This window comes from Lentihominibacter hominis, assembly GCF_014385065.1.
Classification (GTDB): Bacteria; Bacillota; Clostridia; order Peptostreptococcales; family Anaerovoracaceae; genus Lentihominibacter; species Lentihominibacter hominis.
In genome coordinates this window covers 303,253-321,654 of the sequence record NZ_JACRTA010000001.1, presented here as the reverse complement: position 1 = coordinate 321,654, position 18,402 = coordinate 303,253, and the positions used below count along the sequence as shown (strand labels likewise).

The following is an 18,402-nucleotide window of genomic DNA, read 5'->3' as shown; positions in this document are numbered from 1 at the left end:
GTGAGGTTTTTATGAAAGAGTATTTTGTACATGAAACAAGTATTGTTGATGATAATGTTAAAATAGGCGATAATACAAAGATCTGGTTTTTCTGTCACATTCAGTCCGGTGCACAGATAGGTGAAGGTTGTTCTTTTGGGCAGAATGTCAATGTATCAAACAATGTTAAAATAGGTAATGGATGTAAAGTTCAGAACAATGTATCCATATATGAGGGTGTTGAACTTGAAGATTATGTTTTTTGCGGACCATCTATGGTGTTCACTAATGATTTGACGCCAAGAGCAAAGTATCCAAAAGGCAGTGCGGGCTATAGAAAAACTGTTCTGCATACGGGAGCTTCTATAGGAGCAAATGCTACAGTAGTATGTGGGCATGAAGTTGGAAAATGGGCGATGGTTGCTGCTGGAGCAGTTGTTACGAAAGATGTTCCTGATTACGCACTAGTAGCGGGAGTACCGGCAAAGCAGATTGGCTGGGTGTGTGAATGCGGAGAACGTCTGGATGATGGTTTGCATTGTGAAAAGTGTGGAAGAATATATGATGTAACCGATGATGGTCTTTCGGAAAGAAAGTAAGAGGAGAAAAAATGAAATATGCATTAGTAGGCTGCGGAAGAATCGCAACAAATCATATGAAAGCAGCAATAAATAATAATTTGGAAATAGCAGCGGTATGTGATGTATTGCCGGAAAAAATGGAAGAACTGCTTGCAAAGCATGAATTGCAGAATGATGATACAATCAAAAGATATGAAGATTATAAAGTCATGATAGAAGAAGTAAAGCCTGAACTTGTAAGCATATCCACGGAAAGTGGAATACATGCAGAGATTGCTTTATATTGCATAGAAAAAGGCGTAAATCTTATTATAGAAAAGCCTATGGCCATGAGCATCGAAGACGCTGATAAAATAATCAAATTGTCTGAAGAAAAAGGTGTTAAAGTATCGGCATGTCATCAAAACAGATTTAATTTAGCTATACAGCAGCTTAGAAAGGCTGTAGAAAGCGGAAGATTCGGAAAGCTGTCACATGGATCTATTCATGTAAGATGGAACAGAAATCAGGGATATTATGATCAGGCCTCATGGAGAGGCACCTGGGCGCAGGATGGCGGAGCCCTTATGAATCAGTGCATTCATGGCATAGATTTGCTCAGATGGATGATGGGCGATGAAATAGAAGAAATTTATGGTGCAACAAGGCAGCAGTTCCATGACTATTTAGAGGCAGAAGATGTTGGAATGGCAGTTGTTAAATTCAAGAATGGTGCTATCGGTACTATTGAAGGAACTACCAACGTTTACCCTAAGAATCTGGAAGAAACACTGTACATATTCGGAGAAAACGGAACGGTTAAAATTGGCGGAACTTCAACCAATAATATTGATGTATGGGATTTTGCAGATGAAACAGAAGAAGATAACCAGAATAAAGGATTAAAGGAAGAAACAAGTAATGTATATGGAAACGGACATACAAGCTTGTTTGCTGATGTTATAGATGCTATAGAAACTGACAGGGCTCCATATGTAGATGCAGTTGCTGGCAGAAATGCATTGGAAGTAATACTGTCAATATACAAGAGCCAGAAAACAGGGCAGGCAGTAAAACTGCCGTTAACAGATTTTGCAGCTACTGATATGAAGGGTGAGTTTTAAAAATGAAAATATGTCATGTGACAAGTGCTCATAATAGTAGTGATGTTAGAATTTTTGAGAAAGAATGTACTTCATTAGCCAAGTTACCTGAAAATGTTGTTTATCTTATTTCTCCTGGAAGTAGTTATATTAAAAATAATGTTAAGATAATAGGTATAGGAGAGAAACCAAACAGTAGATTGAAGCGAATATCAAAATTTTCGAAAATTGCATATGAAAAAGCAATGGAAATTGATGCGGATGTATATCATTTGCATGATCCAGAGTTGCTGCCATATGCCAAAAAAATAAAAGCTAGGGGTAAAAAAGTCATATTTGACAGTCATGAAAATTATTATGAGCAAATTTTGAAAAAAAAGTATATACCAAAACTTTTAAGACGCTTCGTTGCATTGATATATAGGGTGATGGAAAATCATGCGTGTAATTATTTGGATGCTGCAATTTTTCCTTGCAAAATACGAGGAAAACATATTTTTGAAGGTCGCGTGAAAAATTGTGAGTTTATTGATAATGTACCTCTGTTAAGTGAAAGTAAAACCAGTAGTCTTATTAATGAAAAGAAAGAAAACGCAGTTTGTTGTGTAGGAAGCTTAACAGAAGATAGAGGAATTAGATTTTTAATTGATGCTTGTTATATTGCAGATGTCAAACTTATTTTAGGAGGAAATTTTTATCCTAAGACTTTTGAAAAAGAAATGCAAGAAAAAAAAGAATATAAAATAGTGGATTATAGAGGATTTTGTTTAAGGGATGAGGTTATATCAATTTATAATCAAAGCAAAATAGGTATTAGTACAATTTTGAGTATTGGCCAATATCCTATGGTGCATAATTTACCTACAAAAGTATATGAGTGCATGATGATGGGAATGCCATGCATTATTTCTGACTTTGAATATAGTAAGAAAATGATAGAAAAATATAAATTTGGAATAGCAGTAAATCCAACGAACCCTGAAGAAATTGCGGGAGCGATAAAATATTTGATTGATAATCCGAATACAGCCAATCAAATGGGTCAAAATGGTAAAAAAGCAATAGAGGAAAATTTTAATTGGAGTATTGAAGAAAAAAAATTGTATAGATTATATTTTCGATTAAATGAATTGGAGAATGACATGTGTAGTTAGGTAGGAAGGCAGAAGTTGTGAAAATATATTGTTTGAATACTATAAAAAAATTACGAAATGCAAATTCAAATATGTCATATAAATATGTAATTACCATAATAATACAGGTATGTATTATTGTAATTTCGTTGGGGATACCAATTTTGAAAAAAGATCAATCTTTTTCAACTATCGTTGTTAGTGGCATATTGCTAATAATTATTAATATAGTGTTGTTGCTAAGAAAAAGTAATTTAACGCAGATTAAATTTAATAAAATGTATTTGATTTTGTTAGAGTTTATTGGGATATCATTTGTTTTTAATGGAACATATTTTGGTGTAATGGGATATGTTGCAATTGGAATAACATTTAGTATTATATTACCTTTTTTAAATATCTCTTTTAGCAGTAATTATGGGTTTTCAATTTGCAGAGCAATATGTATAGGAATTTTAATTTCTTTTATTTTATTTTGTATTATATCAATTTTATTCGGCCCGATGTTAGGGGTGACACAATACACATCTGTTTTATCAAATCCAAATACTTTGGGAAATTATATAATTATAGTAATATCTGCACTTATATATTTGTTTTTTGATTTAAAAAAATCAAAAAGTAAGTATTTCTGGGTATATGCAATTCTGTTTGGTATGGCGATATCTATGGCTTTGTATACGAATTCGAGAACCACTTTAATTGCCATATCTATGCAAATAGTTATAGTATTTTTGATGTGTACTGTTAGTTTATTAGTGAATAATGAAAAACAAAAATTTGTAAGACTAATTAAAAAAAGTAGCATATTAGTGATAGTATCAATTACTGTATTTGTAACAATGTTTTTTGTTTTAACGGATTTAAAAAAAAGTATAATTGAAATCGTTCCAGTTATTCAGAGTGAGGATGTAAATGAAGATATTTCATTTGAGGAATATATGAAAATAATGAAAGCAAGGTACATGAAGGGAATAAATAAAGAAGCAAATATAAAGTCAGAAGGCAAGAATGAAGATCTTGATGATCAATTCACATCTGGGCGCAAGGAAATTTGGAGAAGTTATATTGAAAGTATTGATATAATAGGACATCCTGAAGAAGGTAGGAAAATAATAGAAAAAAATAGAGTGTATATGAAGACAAATGCACATAATGTATATATTCAAATGGCATATTCAGCAGGATGCTTAGTAGGGATAGCAATGCTAGTATTAATGTTGACTGTTGCAAAAGATTTATTGGTAAGGATATATAGATTTATTAAAATGGGCATTTTGGAGAAAGATCTAATATTCACAATATGTAGTTCTATTGGATTTGTAGTAGTTTCGCTGACTTCTGGTGGATATATGGTGTTTACTTATTTGCCAGTAACGATGTTTTACTTTTCATTGTATACGCTATCAATTAAAAAGGAAAATAGAAAATGAAATTTTTTATAGTAGGGAATGCATCCTCTGTTTGGATGAAAGAATACATTAAAGAAATCCATATTAAAAATAAGCATACAGTATATCTTACTGTATTTGATAAATCAAAGTTGAAATATGAAGAAGAGTATAGAAAATTAGGGATACATTTAGTAGAAATTGGTAGCAAAAGTACAAAATTTGAAAAAATTACAAAATCATTCAAATTGATTGTCTTTGCAATAAGATGTCGTATGGGAAATAAAGTTGATGTTATTGAGATCCAAAGTCCGCCACATAATTTTCAAGCCAGAGTGCTTGCATTTATAATAAAAATTATGAATGTAAGTTCATTGCTTGTATTTTGGGGGTCGGATATATTGGATATAACAACTAGTGATGCTATGAAAATGGAAGCGTTAATTAAAAATTGTTCTAAAATTAATATAGCAAGCAAACAGACACATGATGCATTTACAAAATTTTATGGGCAAAAATATAACGAATTATTTAATGAGTATCCATTGAAATTTGGAACGTTAGGTATACCATATATAGATAAAGTATTAAGTAAATGTAGCAAAAGTGATTGTAAACAATTTTTTAATATAAATAGTAATTTAACGACAATTGCCATAGGGTATAATGGGAAAAAAAGGCAACAACATATCGACGTTTTAAATCAGATCAAAACATTGGATAGTGAAGAAAAAGCTAAAATTCATGTTATCTTGCATATGGTAGGTGCTGATGATGTAAATTATAAAAATAAAGTCAGAGAATTGATTGATTCTACAGGAATAAAATATTCATTTATTGAAGGAGATTTAAATTTTGTAGATATTGCTAAATTAAGACTAGCCACAGATATTTTTATTCATGCACAAAAAACGGATGGATTATCTGGGAGTATAAGGGAATGTCTATATGCAGAGGTATTAGTTATAAATCCCTCTTGGATTAAGTATTATCAATTTGAAGAGAATGGTATGGAATATTTAGAGTATAGTAGTTTTTATAAGTTGAACGGTATTTTAAGGAAATATTTTGCAGGAAAAATAAATTTAAATTATAAAGAAAATAAAAAAATTATAGATGAAATGTATTCCTGGAAAGCGGCCGAAGAAAATTGGATTAAAGTATTTAATGATTTAGTATTATAGCTTAAGGAGAAGTTTATGTATGATAAAAAATTGTTGATTTTGGGTGCTAGTGAGCTTCAAGTTCCTGCAATTAAGAAAACTCAAGAAATGAGTCATTGCTGTATAGCTGTAGATTACGACCCTAATGCTGTGGGAAGGGCTATTGCTGATAAGTTTTATGAAATAAGTACATTAGACTATAATGGGATTCGCAATATTGCAGAAAAGGAGAATATAAATGGTATTTTTACGATTTGTAGCGATCGACCGATGAGAGTTGTTGCTAAAATTGGTGAAGAATTGGGACTAAGTACAATTTCCCAAAAGTCTGCATTGTTAGCGACTAATAAAGGCTACATGAGAAAAGCTTTGGAAAGCATGAATGTACCGATTCCTTATTATGAGATATGCAATAATGAGAATGCATATAGTGCAGCAATAACAAACTACGGCTTTCCTATTGTAGTCAAACCATCAGACAACTCGGGAAGTAGAGGGGTGTCATATGTAAAGTCTAAAGAAAATGCTGCTCTTGCATATAAATATGCAAGGGATAATAGCTTGGATAAACTTGTAATTGTTGAAGAATTTATGGAAGGTAAAGAAGTAAGTGTTGAAGCTTTTGTTTGTGAAGGAAGAGTGATTATTGTACAAATAACTGATAAAATAACTACAGGGGCTCCACATTTTGTAGAAATGGGACATTCACAACCTTCAGCATTAGATGAAGCAGTTATACATGATATAAAAGATGTCACGATAAAGGCTATAAATGCATTGGAAATAAAAGGCGGACCTGTTCATGTTGAGATAATAGTTACAAACGATGGAGCTAAAATAGTTGAACTTGGAGCTCGTTTAGGAGGTGATTTTATCGCTACAAATTTAGTTCCATTATCTACAGGAGTAGATTTGGTTGCGGCAACAATTAATTGGGCATTAGGTAAAGATGTAGACCTTCAAAGTCGTGATAATAAGTTTGCAGCTATAAGATATTTAAGTAATTTGGAGAATGTACACTTTAATAACGAAATTATAAAGGAATTAGAATATTTTTCTTGGAATAGGTTATCAGTTAATGAACTAAAATCTAGTCGTGATAGAGAGGGGTTATTTATTGTATCGGATATAACAAGAGAAAAAATGGAAGAAAAAATTGAAAAGATTAGAGACAGTATACATTGTAATGTAGAAAATTTATTTTGGTAAGAACTTGATCTTTTTAAGGAGTCTTTATGCGGAAAATACTTGAACACTTGGGAGCTTTTTCATTAGGACCAATAGTGAGTGCTTTTTTAGGATTTTTAACGGTTCCAATAATAACATATTTTATAACACCAGATGAATATGGCAAATCTAGCATGTTTGTTCTAGCTCAGGGTATGATATCGATGTTTGTCTACTTAGGCATGGATCAAGCATTTGTACGTGAATTTAATCTGTATACTGATAATATAAAAAAATTATTATTAAATTCTATTTTTGTGCCAATTGTATGTGCGATAGTAATAGGCGGGACTATAATAGTATTTAGTGATTTTTTTAGTATAATACTTTTTGACGAAACGGATGAAATAATTGCTATAGTTATTTTATCGATTATGATTCCGTTTATGGTTGTTGAAAATTTTTCGTTATTAAAAATCAGAATGGAGGAAAAAGGCGTTCAATATTCAATATTTAATATATTGCTTAAGACATTAGTATTAGTAATAACAATAGGACTATTCTTTATATATGAGAAAAGTTTTAGAAGTGTTGTTTATGCAATGGCATTAGCTGAAATTATAAATGGCGCAATATTATATATTATAGTTATACATCCTTTGAAGCTGAATATAAAAGATTTAGATAAAAATCTTTTGAAAAGAATGTTAAAATTTGGAATACCATTATTGCCTGCAATGATGATGAGTTGGATCTTGGTTTCAATGGATAAGGTGATGTTGAGAATTATGTGTGGGTATGGTGAGTTGGGATTATATACAGCAGCATTCAAAATAGTCTCGATTATAGGAATTGTACAAACCTGTTTTACTTTATATTGGACTCCGGTTGCTTATCGTTGGAATGAAAAAAATGTCTCTAAAAAGAACTATGATTGTGTGAATACAACGGTTGCGGTTATAATGTCAATATTATGTTTGATGTTATTACTATTAAAAAACATTGTGGGAATTGTTTTGGGAAAAGATTTTATAGAGGCTATAAATATATTTCCATTTTTATTATTATATCCAATAATGTACACAATGTCAGAGTCAACGGCAGTGGGTATTGGTTTTTCAAGGAAGACTTACTATAGTATAATAGTTTCAAGTATATCTGGGTTAGTAAATATTTCTCTTAATTATATTTTAATTCCGCTTTACGGTGGTGCAGGTGCAGCAATAGCAACAGGATGTGCATTTATAGTATTTTTCTGGGTTCGAACAATGATATCTAGGAAAATTTGGTGGAAATTTTCTATAAAAAAGTACTTTTTTATTACGATAATTCTTGTATTTAATTGTTTAATACATACATGGGTTACAGGGGTGTACGTGTATGTTATATCAGGAATAAGTATATTAATTATTTTAATTGTTAATTATAGAGAAATAAAATTATTGGTAGATAGAGTTAAGACTATATAAAGGGCGTGATTAAATGGAATTAAATAATCAAAATGGAATTTTATCGGGACTTGAAATGATGGGAGATAATATAAGAAATAAACTTCAGTTTTGTGGAAAAAGTGTTTATTTTTATCCGTTATGTAAAATGATACGCGCAGAGAATGCGAAAGTAGATGATTTTACAAGGATATTAGATTATTCATATATAGATGCAGGAGAATCGTTAATAATAGGTAAACATTCGATGATTGCATGGCAGACAATTATTGAGGGAGGCGGAAAGACAAGAATAGGAGATAGGGTTTTTGTTGGTCCTGGAACTAAAATATTGACAAGTACGTATGAATTTGAAGGGTTATATGCAGCTGAATTCATTCCAGAGGAATGTAGGGCTTTTAGATATGGAAATATTGTTATTGGTGATGATGCTTATATAGGTTCCAATTGCGTTGTTATGCCAGGTACACATATTGGTGAGGGTGCTGTTGTTGGTGCTAATAGTCTTGTAACTAAAGACTTGAAGCCGTGGACTATATATGTTGGCTCACCTTGCAAGGAATTGAAGAAAAGAAGCAAACCAAGTGACGATATTAGAAAAAAGCTTTTTAATAAAGTGGACTGGAGTAATCACTTATAGTTTGATATATGCTTTTTTAAAATAAATATTTTTATATGCTACTGAAAACAGAGTAATATACATTATATATTTTGTTTAAATAGTAAAAAATGTTAGGGAGAAATCATGCAATTCAGAGATTTAAAACAACAATATCAAGTATTAAAAAAAGATATTGATACAGCCATGATTGAGGTGGCTACAAACTGTAATTTTATAAACGGTCAGCAGGTCAAGGTGCTTGAAAAGGAGTTGGCTGAGTATGTTGGAGTTAAGCATTGCATCACATGCGCTAACGGGACAGATGCGCTGACAATGGCAATGATGGCGTGGGGAATAAAGGAAGGTGATGCTGTATTTGTACCTGATTTTACATTCTTCTCATCAGGGGAGATAGTTTCTCATGCAGGGGCAACGCCTGTATTTGTAGATGTGGATACTGATACATATAATATATCTTCTGAGTCTTTGGATAAGGCTATTGAGAAAGTAAAAGCAGATGAGACGCTTAATCCTAAAGCTGTGATAGCTGTAGATTTATTCGGTCTTCCGGCAGATTTTGAAGCTGTAAGGAAAGTTGCGGACAAGCATAATTTATTAGTGCTGGAAGATGGAGCCCAAGGTTTCGGAGGAAAAATAAAGGATAAAATCGCATGTAGCTTCGGGGATATAAGTACCACTTCATTTTTCCCTGCAAAGCCGCTTGGCTGTTATGGAGACGGGGGCGCGGTATTTACAGACGATGACAATATGGCCGCACTGCTTGAGTCTATAAGAGTTCATGGCAAGGGGGAGATGAAATACGACAACGTAAGAATCGGACTTAATTCCAGACTTGATACAATTCAGGCTGCTATACTTTCCGTCAAGCTAAAGGCTTTTGCCGATTATGAGCTTGAAGATATAAATAAAGCGGCAGATAAATATACAAGACAGCTGTCTGATGTACAGGACAAAATAAAGCTGCCTATAGTTCCTAAAGGATATTATTCCAGCTGGGCGCAGTATACAATACAGCTTGAAAATAAGGAAACAAGAAATAGCCTTCAGAATGCATTAAAAGAAGAAGGAATCCCAAGTATGGTATATTATCCTAAAGCTATGCATAAACAGGAAGCTTTTGCAGCAAATCCTTATAACGACTCGGAGTTTTCTAATACAATGAAGCTGTGCGATACTGTGCTGTCGCTTCCAATACATCCGTATTTGACTGATGAGGATATAGAAAAAGTAGTGAAAGCTATAAAAGCTAAAATGTTATAACAGGTAAATTGTTTTAGTCGTTATTAAAATAATAGTATAAATTGAATTTTGTATTGAATAAATTAATGAGGAGTTTATATACTCCTCATTATCATTTCTTGCGGTTAGTTTATTAATCAGGAGATTTTTTTCTGATATTAATTCTACACAATCATCACATAATATACATAGCTATTAGATTGCTTGATATTTCAAATATATGGTATAATAAATAACTGATTATAGGTAAGATGAAGAACTTGCAAATATCACAGGTATACTATTGCGGAGGGCAGAATGAAAATTGTAGTGAAAGTATTGCTGACGATATTAAATATGATCTATAGCATAATGAAACTTTTTCCTGTCGGAGAAAAGATTACTTTTGTGAGCAGGCAGTCTGATAAAAAATCTGAAGATATGGAGCTTTTGGAGCGGTCGATCAGAAGAAAGGATCCGGGTTTGGAGCAGGTTTTTCTTTGTAAGAAACTAGAAGGCGGAATTTTTTCAAAGATCGGATATTGTTTTCATGTTTTTAAGCAGATGTACCATATTGCTACGTCTAAGGTTGTGGTGTTGGATTCTTATTGTATAAGTGTTAGTGCTCTCAAGCAGAGGGAATCTCTTGTGGTTATACAGATGTGGCACGCTCTTGGATCTTTGAAAAAATTTGGGTTTAGTATAGTCGGTGAAGGTGAAGGAAGAAATGCGAAACTTGCTGATGTTTTTTCGATGCATAGAAATTATACATATATTTTGACCAGCAGTAGAGTATGTGCGCCTAACTTTGCGGAAGCTTTCGGATATGATGATAAGCATATGAAGGTGATGACTTTGCCAAGAGTAGATAAACTTACAGACTGGTCCTTTAAAGAAGACTGCCTGAGGCGTATTTATGATGAGTATCCTGAGTTCAGAGAAAAGAAGGTAGTTGTTTATGCACCTACGCTCAGAGTGGACAGAAATATTTCAGAGGCTGTGCAGAACCTTGCTGCGGCTTTTTCAGATTCTCAATATATTTTTGTGCTAAAGAAACATCCTCTGATGCAAGTAAATTCTGAAACTGGTGTAGTTGATAATAAATTTACAACATTGGAAATGTTGTTTGCGGCTGATTATGTTATCTGTGACTATTCTGCAATAATTTTTGAAGCTGCAATAATAGGAAAACCATTGTTTTTTTATACTTTTGATTATGAGACATATGGCGAAGAACGTGATTTTTATATGGATTATGATGCGGAGATGCCAGGAGTGATTTCTGCGGATCCCCGTGTTCTGGCTGAAGCTGTAGCTGCTGATGATTATAGTATCGATAGGATAAAAGCTTTTTCTCACAAGTATGTGGAGAACCAAAGCGCATGTACCGATAAGCTGGCAGAATTTATTACGGATCAGATCAAATAAAGCGAGGAGAGTTATGCACAGAAAAAGAATTATAGCAGTTTTACTTTTAATTATAGCAACGATTATAACTATTGCGACAGCTTTTAAAACCGGAATCAATCCGCCTGCGGTAAATGTGGCCGGTTCTTTTGGTGCGATATTATTTTTGCTGGCGACAGCGAAAATACTGGATGTAAAGGATGATTTATTTTACTGTGGGGTCATTTTTGTATATTTGGCGTCTCCGATAGGCTCAGTTTTGGATTTATACAGAAGGTTTGGCCCATATGATAAAATAATACATTTTATCAGTGGAATTCTTTTGGCAAGTCTTGGGATGTTAGTAATATCGAAACTTTTAAAAAGAGCAGAGATGTTTTTTGAAAATAAAAGAGCTTATTTATTTTCACAGGTTGTCTTTGCTTTTTTCTTTTCTTCAGCGTGTGCCGGTATATGGGAAATATTTGAGTTTACGGCGGATAAACTTGCTGGTGGAGGAATGCAGCGTGGTATGTTGGATACTCTTACTGATATGATTGCTGGAAATAGCGGAGCTCTTTTATACTGCTTTATTTTTGTGATTATGATTTATGCTGGAAGGCTGGATAAAAAATGAGTTTGTATTCCTTTGGCGTTGAGTTGCCGGGAATGTGCCGGCGACAGGTTGCTTTCAGAGTTATTATTTGTGAAAGTGTGCATATATTTGCAGATGTATACAGTGTTTTAGGAGGGCGAACAGCAATATTTCGGTTTATAAATATATGTGAGGGCTACAGATAAAGTACATACTATTGTTGATCCACAAAACTCTTGAAAAATACCCATATATAATATATTATAAAAGTTGTGGCAACAGCAGTTTTACACTGACTTAATACAATACAAGGAGATGAAATAAAAAATGAATATGAACGTTTTTAAAGGTAGCGATAATTACGTAGTTACCGATGAACTTATGAATGCGGTAAACGTATCTATTGCTTTGGAAAAACCGCTTCTGATTAAAGGCGAACCGGGAACAGGCAAGACAATGCTTGCTGAAGCTATAGCCGAGTCACTGGATATGGAGCTTATAATCTGGGGTATCAAATCAACCACTAAGGCACAGGAAGGCCTTTACGTATACGACACAGTGCAGAGATTATATGACAGCCAGTTCGGTGAAGGAAATGTTTCCGATATAAAGCAGTACATCAAGCTGGGTAAACTGGGAGAGGCCTTCACGGCAGATAAGCAGGTGGTTCTCCTGATAGATGAAATAGATAAGGCGGATTTGGAATTCCCTAATGACCTTCTCTGGGAGCTGGATAAGATGGAGTTTTATATTAACGAAACAAAAGAAACCATTAAGACAAAGCAGAGACCTATAGTTATTATTACATCCAATGCCGAAAAGGAGTTGCCTGACGCATTTCTGAGAAGATGTATTTTTCACTATATAGAATTCCCTGATAAGGAAAAAATGGAAGAGATTATAAACGTTCATTTCGGTGATATAGATAAAAAGCTCAGCGAAAAGGCGCTGGACGCTTTCTATGAAATCCGTGAAATGGATGATCTGCAGAAAAAACCGAGCACTTCCGAACTTCTTGACTGGATACAGGCTCTAATGATAAGCGGAGTTGATATTGCCAATCTCAAGAGAGACATGCCGTTTGTAGGTGTTTTGCTCAAGAAAAATCAGGATATAGATGTAATGAATGAAATAAAAGAGAAAGGATACTCACTTAAGAGATGGTAAAGATATGTTTTTAGAATTTTTTTACCTGCTCAGAGCTAAAGGGCTGGAGGTTTCTATAAACGAGTGGATGATTTTGGAAGAGGCTCTTGATAAAGGCCTTGCACATTCATCTCTTATGGGCTTCTATAATCTCTGCAGAAGTATTCTTATAAAATCAGAATCTGAATATGATAAATTCGATGCTGTTTTCGCAGAATATTTTAAAAATGTACAGACTCCTGAGGATCTTCCCGAAGAGTTTTGGGAGTGGCTTAACGAAAGTGATCATCAGAGGCCTATTGACGATAAAGGCACCGGTGATGAATTTCCAAAGGAGCTGGAAGAACTTCTGGAAATGTTTGAGGAACGCATCAAGGAGCAGAAAGAAAAGCATGACGGAGGCTGTTATTGGATCGGTACCGGCGGAACTTCAGTTATGGGGCGGGGTGGATTTCATACCAGCGGCATAAGGACCGGTGGACCGAGCCGCCACAAATCTGCCGTTCAGGTGGCCGGAGAACGAAATTTTAAGGATTTTCGGCAGGATAAGATTTTGGATATAAGGCAGTTTCAAATGGCATTCAGGAGATTGAGGCAATATTCCTCAAGGGTTGATGCGCAGGAAACAGAACTCAATATTGATAAGACTATAGACGAAACCTGTGATAATGCAGGAATGCTTAAGATTGTATATGACAAGCCGAGAAAAAATACAGTTAAAGTATTGCTTCTTATAGATTCCGACGGTTCAATGCTGCCTTACAGCAGATTATGTAACAGGCTTTTCCAGGCTGTCAGTCAGGCTAATCATTTTAAAGATTTGAAGATATATTATTTTCATAATTGTATATATGATCATCTATATACCACCCCTTATTGTAAAAAGGGTGAGTGGATAGAAACTGACTGGGTCCTGAGAAATCTTGATAGTGAATATAAGGTGATTTTTGTTGGGGATGCTGCAATGGCGCCCTCTGAGCTTTATAAAAAGGGAGGGAATTCTTATATTGGTCTTTGGAATGAAGAACCGGGTATAGCATGGCTGGAGAAGTTTAAGAGAAGATATAAGAAACAGGTATGGCTTAACCCTATAGACAAAAGTACGTGGGAATGGATGTATGGAGCTAAAACCATAAATGCTATATCAGAGATATTTCCGATGTTCGAACTTTCATTGGATGGCTTAGAAGCAGGAATAAAGAAACTGCTGGTGAAATAAACGCCAGTTGTTAAACAGAAAATAAAAAGTAGGGCTGCCTCATTAAAGTTTTTTATCTTTAATGAGACAGCCTTATCTTTTAAAGAAATATTGATTTATGGTATTGATAAAATAAAATCGATTCAGATTTTAAAAATAATGGAAGAAATGAATTTAGTTTTTGTTCGTAAAATTTATTGTCATTGAGAAAATCATATATTTTGCTTCAGACATGTTTTTATATCATCTTTAGCACTGCTTATAAGTTTCAGATCAAAAGTATCGCCAAGATATTGCAGTACATTGGGACTGAGGAATGCAGGCAGTGTAGGTCCCAGATAGATGTTTTTAATTCCCAGACTCAAAAGTGCCAGCAGTACGGCGACAGCTTTTTGTTCATACCATGAGATTATGAATGACAGAGGAAGTCCGTTTATGTCTGTATCAAAAGCATCGGAAAGAGCAGTTGCTATGCGCACAGCAGAATAGGAATCGTTGCATTGACCTACATCAAGGAGTCTTGGAAGTCCTGCGGTTTCACCGAAATCAAGTTTGTTGAATCTATATTTTCCGCATGCCAATGTTAATATCATGCAATCTTTTGGAACCATTTCTGCAAATTCAGTATAGTAATTACGTCCCGGTCTTGCACCGTCGCAGCCGCCGATGAGGAAGAAATGTTTCACATCGCCCTTATGGACAGCTGCAACTATTTTTTCAGCATATCCTAATGTTGCATGGTGCCCGAATCCTACAAGTATTTCTTTTGATTCCTGATCTTCTTTGAATCCTCCAAGTTTTATCGCCTGTTGTATTATTTCACTGAAATCTTTTTCTCCGTTTGACTTCTTTTCTATGTGTTTTACACCTTCCCACCCTACTACGTTAGTACTGTAGATTCTGTCTTTATATGAATCTCGCGGTCGCATCAGACAATTTGTAGTCATGAGGATACATCCTGGTATATTGTCGAATTCTTTCTGCTGATCCTGCCATGCTCCGCCAAAATTTCCTACAAGATGAGAGTATTTTTTTAGCCCTTTATAACCATGTGCGGGAAGCATTTCGCCGTGTGTGTAGATGTTTATTCCTTTTCCCTCTGTTTGTTTCAGAAGCATTTCCAGATCTTTCAGGTCATGTCCGGAAACGATGATGAAAGGACCTTTTTTGATTTTTATATTTACTTTGTGAGGAGATGGATTTTCATATACTTCTGTATTTGCATCGTCAAGGATTTTCATGACTTCTACAGCAATCTCTCCTGTTTTCATGGTCATCCTTATCATTTCATCTGCTGTTAGCGTGTCGTCGGTAGTAGATTCAAGAGCTGTAATATAAAAATCATCCACCTGATCGCTGTAATATCCCAGCTCTCTGGCCTGATGTCCATATGCGCTGATACCTTTGAGTCCATAAATAATGGTCTGACGAAGTGAACGTATATCGGGATCAAGGGACTGATCGTACATAATCCCTGCTATTTGAGAGTCTTTGAGCATTTCACTTTTGGCGGACGGAAGATCATAGGTAGCATGTGCAGTAGGGTTATTAATTTTGCCTACAAGATTTCTGAGCCTTTCTTTTATTTTCTGAGATTCTTTAAGGAGTCTAACGTGATCTTCGGCATTAAAGTTTACATTTGTAAGAGTGGTAAAAAGTGCATTCTCGATGAAGCTGACGATGTCTTTGTCTATATGATCCCCTTGATCAATCAGTTTTTTTCCATAGCAGCTTATTCCTTTTATCTGGAAAATAAGAAGGTCCTGCAGGTTGGCTATCTCAGGTGTTTTGCCGCATATCCCTAATTTAGTACAGCCTTTTCCGTTGGCAGTCTGTTCACACTGGTAACAGAACATTTCATAATTAAGATCCATATTGTTATTCATTTTTTGTCTCCGTTCAAATTATTTTTTTCTTATTTTGTGCAGTAATATTGAAGATAATCGTTTATATTCAAAATTTTGATGTATAGAGATACAAAAAATATCGTGCTGATTGTTTTTATGGATGTATATAATATCGCTGATAATGTTTTATGTATAATAAAAAGTCTGTTATGATCATAACAGACTTTTATAAAAGATTTATTAAAAATATCTAAAGACTCCTTTTACTTTTCCCAGTATTTTTACGTCTTGAACAATGATGGGACTCATAGAGGAATTTTCCGGCTGGAGTCTTATATGATCGTTTTCTTTATAAAAAGTTTTGACTGTGGCTTCGCTTTCAAATCCGTCCACCATAGCTACAATTATTTCTCCGTTTCTGGCTGTGTTCTGCTGTTCTACTAATATATAATCCCCATCCATTATACCGGCTTCGATCATACTCTCGCCTCTCACTGTAAGCATAAAGCTGGGATTGTTTCCTACGAATCTTGCGGGAACCGGAAAACTGTCTTCCACATTCTGCTCAGCAAGAATAGGAGTGCCTGCGGCTATTCTGCCCACAAGAGGTACCTCTATGATTTCGGCACGGGATACTTCTCTGTTTACTGTGTTTCTGTCTGACATTTCATGTTTATCGTGAGAATCAGTTTGTCCGATGTCTACGAGCATTAGGGCTCTTGGCTTGGAAGGATCTTTCTTTATATAACCTTGTTTTACAAGGTTTGAGATATCCTTATGAACTGTAGATGTGGATTTGATATCCAGCGCAGAACATATTTCACGGACAGTAGGAGGGTAGCCTTTTTCTCTTATTTCAGCTCTCATGTAATTTAAGATGTTTTGTTCTCGTTCTTTTAACATGCGAATATCCTCCTTGTTTATGAGAACATTTTATCATAAAAAGAACAAAAAGTAAACACATGTTTTCTGCTGAGCTGAAAAGAGTATAATGCTTCAGCGCTTTGTCGCTGCATGATTAGGCATCTACTTTTGCAATAATATCTGCATTTATGAAGTCTTTGAGTGATTCAGGTTTCCAGTTGGGAATCTGTCTTGAAACATAAGTGTAATTCAAGAGATCTTTATATGTAACATTATGAGATACACTGTTGCCTCCCCATGTACCACATCCCAGTGTAAGGGAGACTGGATATCCACAGTTCCATCCTCCTGAATTAGTGAGACATTGCGGCTGATTTACTACTACTTTAGTTACCGGAACTGCAGAGGCAAGCTTATCTACATCAGCGGGATCATCAGTATGTATACCACAGCTGTGACCTTTTCCCTGATATTCCAGTGTAGATAGCATTTTGTTGATAGCATCGTCAAGGTTTTTTGCTTTCTGGATACCGGATACAGGAGAGAGCTTTTCTCCCGTAAATGGATGTTGGAGGCCGAAGCCATTAAATTCTTCCACCATTATGACTTTTGTTCCTGAGGGCACTTCAAGTCTTGCAAGGGCAGCTATATCTTCAGCACTTTGAGCAATGACAGCACGGTTGAGTACGTGATCATCAGGTGAGTTTGGCCACAATGTTTTTTGAAGTTTTGCTTTTTCTTCAGAACCTTCTTTACATAGGAAAGCTCCGTGATTTTCCATTGCTTTTATGAAATCATCATAGCAGTTGTCAAATACTATGATGTTATTTTCCGTAGAGCATGATGTTGAATTATCGTATGCTTTTGACAAACAGATCATTTCAGCTACTTTATCCATAGGTGTTTTGCCTGTTACTATAGATACGCAGTTTCCCACACCTACTCCAATGGCAGGTGTGCCGGAAGAGTAGGCTGCTTTGACGAGGGCTTCGCCTCCGGTGGCAAGGATAAAATCACATTGCGTCATCAGCTCTTGTGATACTTCAAGCTTAACCCATTCACAGTGACAGGTTTGAACCAGATCTTCAGGGTATCCAAGCTTTTTGATGGTGGCTCTTATCTCATTGACTATAGCGAGATTGAGCTTTCTGCATTTGGGGTGTGGAGCCAGGATTATGGCATTTCTTGTTTTCAGAGCCATGTTGGCTTTTATGATAGGAGTAGCTTCTCCATTGGTCACAGGCATGATTCCGGCAATAACTCCCATAGGTTTAGCCCATTTTTGAATGCCGGTTTCTTTATTGTCATCGAGAAGGCCTACTGATTTTTTATCTTTCATCTGAAGATAAGATCCCCAGACTTTTCCGTATATTTTAGAAATTTTATCTTCCGATATGCCCATTTTGGATTCCTCTACAAGCATTTCAGCAAACATTTTGGTTTTTTCGGGTTTTGTAAGGCTGTATGTTACCGCCGCTGTCAGAAGATCAACATCTTCCTGTGTGAAGTTATTGGCGTATTTTTGAGCCTTTCTTGCCCTTTTGACCAGTTCTGCGACATAGTCGTGTGCATTCATTGACAT

General features: G+C 34.9%; 16 protein-coding genes. 13 read left to right on the top strand and 3 right to left on the bottom strand.

Annotated elements, in window-relative coordinates:
- The first annotated feature begins 11 nt into the window (after positions 1–11).
- The 13 genes from H8692_RS01560 to H8692_RS01500 all read left to right on the top strand — a co-directional run bounded on the left by H8692_RS01560 (position 12) and on the right by H8692_RS01500 (position 14,130).
- Positions 12–578 (top strand): acyltransferase, encoded by a 567-nt coding sequence (locus tag H8692_RS01560; RefSeq protein ID WP_187524843.1) that lies wholly within the window; start codon positions 12–14, stop codon positions 576–578.
- 11 nt (positions 579–589) lie between these two features.
- Positions 590–1,663 carry a Gfo/Idh/MocA family protein gene (locus H8692_RS01555; protein WP_187524842.1) on the top strand — a complete coding sequence of 358 codons (1,074 nt, stop codon included), beginning with the start codon at positions 590–592 and terminating at the stop codon, positions 1,661–1,663.
- Between the two features lie 2 nt (positions 1,664–1,665).
- Complete coding sequence (locus H8692_RS01550; RefSeq protein WP_187524841.1) at positions 1,666–2,796, top strand: glycosyltransferase; 1,131 nt, start codon at positions 1,666–1,668, stop codon at positions 2,794–2,796.
- Positions 2,797–2,939: 143 nt separating this feature from the next.
- The gene (locus H8692_RS01545) at positions 2,940–4,208 is read left to right on the top strand and encodes an O-antigen ligase family protein (RefSeq protein ID WP_187524840.1); all 1,269 of its coding nucleotides are present in this window, start codon (positions 2,940–2,942) and stop codon (positions 4,206–4,208) included.
- Entirely contained in the window at positions 4,205–5,350 is a 1,146-nt protein-coding gene (locus H8692_RS01540; RefSeq protein ID WP_187524839.1) for a glycosyltransferase, read from the top strand. Before H8692_RS01545 ends, H8692_RS01540 begins: the two co-directional genes overlap by 4 nt.
- 15 nt (positions 5,351–5,365) lie before the next feature.
- The gene (locus tag H8692_RS01535; RefSeq protein WP_187524838.1) at positions 5,366–6,538 is read left to right on the top strand and encodes an ATP-grasp domain-containing protein; all 1,173 of its coding nucleotides are present in this window, start codon (positions 5,366–5,368) and stop codon (positions 6,536–6,538) included.
- Between the two features lie 26 nt (positions 6,539–6,564).
- On the top strand, positions 6,565–7,965 hold the full coding sequence (locus H8692_RS01530) for a lipopolysaccharide biosynthesis protein (protein WP_187524837.1): 1,401 nt from the start codon (positions 6,565–6,567) through the stop codon (positions 7,963–7,965).
- A gap of 13 nt (positions 7,966–7,978) precedes the next feature.
- Positions 7,979–8,584 carry an acyltransferase gene (locus H8692_RS01525; RefSeq protein ID WP_187524836.1) on the top strand — a complete coding sequence of 202 codons (606 nt, stop codon included), beginning with the start codon at positions 7,979–7,981 and terminating at the stop codon, positions 8,582–8,584.
- A 105-nt stretch (positions 8,585–8,689) separates the two neighbouring features.
- Positions 8,690–9,826, top strand: coding sequence for a DegT/DnrJ/EryC1/StrS family aminotransferase (locus tag H8692_RS01520; protein WP_187524835.1), 1,137 nt, complete (start codon positions 8,690–8,692; stop codon positions 9,824–9,826).
- Between the two features lie 276 nt (positions 9,827–10,102).
- Positions 10,103–11,212 carry a CDP-glycerol glycerophosphotransferase family protein gene (locus H8692_RS01515; RefSeq protein WP_177269441.1) on the top strand — a complete coding sequence of 370 codons (1,110 nt, stop codon included), beginning with the start codon at positions 10,103–10,105 and terminating at the stop codon, positions 11,210–11,212.
- A 13-nt stretch (positions 11,213–11,225) separates the two neighbouring features.
- Positions 11,226–11,807, top strand: coding sequence for a DUF2238 domain-containing protein (locus H8692_RS01510; RefSeq protein WP_177269439.1), 582 nt, complete (start codon positions 11,226–11,228; stop codon positions 11,805–11,807).
- 285 nt (positions 11,808–12,092) lie between these two features.
- Positions 12,093–12,932 (top strand): AAA family ATPase, encoded by an 840-nt coding sequence (locus tag H8692_RS01505; RefSeq protein ID WP_243206872.1) that lies wholly within the window; start codon positions 12,093–12,095, stop codon positions 12,930–12,932.
- A gap of 4 nt (positions 12,933–12,936) precedes the next feature.
- Positions 12,937–14,130 carry a vWA domain-containing protein gene (locus H8692_RS01500; RefSeq protein ID WP_177269437.1) on the top strand — a complete coding sequence of 398 codons (1,194 nt, stop codon included), beginning with the start codon at positions 12,937–12,939 and terminating at the stop codon, positions 14,128–14,130.
- Between the two features lie 191 nt (positions 14,131–14,321).
- On the opposite strand, the gene hcp is transcribed toward H8692_RS01500, so the two are convergent.
- From hcp to H8692_RS01485, 3 genes are all read right to left on the bottom strand, one after another.
- Entirely contained in the window at positions 14,322–15,995 is a 1,674-nt protein-coding gene (gene hcp, locus H8692_RS01495) for a hydroxylamine reductase (RefSeq protein WP_187524834.1), read from the bottom strand.
- A 201-nt stretch (positions 15,996–16,196) separates the two neighbouring features.
- Complete coding sequence (lexA, locus tag H8692_RS01490) at positions 16,197–16,859, bottom strand: transcriptional repressor LexA (protein WP_207722933.1); 663 nt, start codon at positions 16,857–16,859, stop codon at positions 16,197–16,199.
- A gap of 115 nt (positions 16,860–16,974) precedes the next feature.
- Positions 16,975–18,402, bottom strand: coding sequence for an aldehyde dehydrogenase family protein (locus H8692_RS01485; protein WP_187524833.1), 1,428 nt, complete (start codon positions 18,400–18,402; stop codon positions 16,975–16,977).